This is a genomic window from Sulfurihydrogenibium sp., from assembly GCF_027448985.1.
GTDB lineage: Bacteria > Aquificota > Aquificia > Aquificales > Hydrogenothermaceae > Sulfurihydrogenibium.
In genome coordinates this window covers 1-1,079 of the sequence record NZ_DAIDMN010000168.1, presented here as the reverse complement: position 1 = coordinate 1,079, position 1,079 = coordinate 1, and the positions used below count along the sequence as shown (strand labels likewise).

Here is a 1,079-nt window from a genome sequence, read left to right as displayed (position 1 = left end):
AAAAGAATCCGGATTAAAAGGTGTTTTAACAACTGGAATATTAGATTTTCCTACTCCAGGAGCAAAAACCCCAGAAGAAGGAATAGAAAAAACTAAAGATTTCATAGCCCAGCATAAAAACGACAAAAACGTATTTCCGGCAATAGGTCCTCATGCCCCTTACACATGCAGTCCAAAAACATTGATAAAAGCTATGGAAGTGGCTGTTGATTACGATGTTTTATACCATATTCACGTTTCTGAGACATTACAAGAAGTAGAAGACATAAAAGCCAGGTACGGAGCAACACCTGTTAGACATCTTTACAACATAGGAGTGTTAAACGAAAGAGTTTTAGCAGCCCATATGGTCCATCCAACAGAAGAAGAGATAGAACTTTTAGCAGAAAAAAATGTAAAGATAGCCCATTGTCCTGAAAGTAATCTTAAACTTGCATCTGGAATAGCTCCAATACCAAAGATGGTAGAAAAAGGTATAGTGGTAGCCTTAGGTACAGATGGAACAGCATCAAACGACGACCTTGACCTAATAGGAGAAGCTTCAACGGCAGCAAAACTACATAAAGGCTACAACCTAAACCCCACAGTTTTACCTGCAAGACAGGTTTTAGCCATGATGACCCGTCAAGGAGCAAAAGCGGTACTTATGGAAGACAAAATAGGAACGATAGAAGTTGGAAAAGATGCTGACGTAGTTGTTATAGATATAAACCAGCCACATCTCCAACCTCTTTTTGACCCATACACTCAGATAGTATACTCTGCAAAAGGAACAGACGTTGACACTGTAATTATAAATGGAAAGGTTGTAATGAAAAATAAGGTAGTTCAAACTGTTGATAAAGAAAAGGTATTGTATATAGCTAAAAAGTGGAGAGAAAAAATAGTTAATGGTTAAAAAAATATCCATCCTTTTAGTTTTTGTAGCAACTTTAGTTGCCACTTTTGTTTTTTATAAAAAAAACAACAACTACTCCTATTACACGGTAGAGAAAAAACAAGTTGTCCGTTCTGTTTACGCATCCGGATACATAGACACATCCGATGCAGTTATAGTAAAATCGGAAGTATCCGGATAC

At 37.0% G+C, this 1,079-nt stretch carries 1 protein-coding gene and 1 pseudogene; both read left to right on the top strand.

Features of this window, described 5'->3' with window-relative positions; genetic code table 11:
- Window positions 1–898 (top strand): amidohydrolase (locus NE054_RS08350; protein WP_297890533.1); only part of this gene is annotated, 898 nt, incomplete at its 5' end.
- Window positions 891–1,079 (top strand): annotated as a pseudogene (locus NE054_RS08345) (efflux transporter periplasmic adaptor subunit); the annotation flags it as partial. The gene NE054_RS08350 and the pseudogene NE054_RS08345, both read left to right, overlap by 8 nt.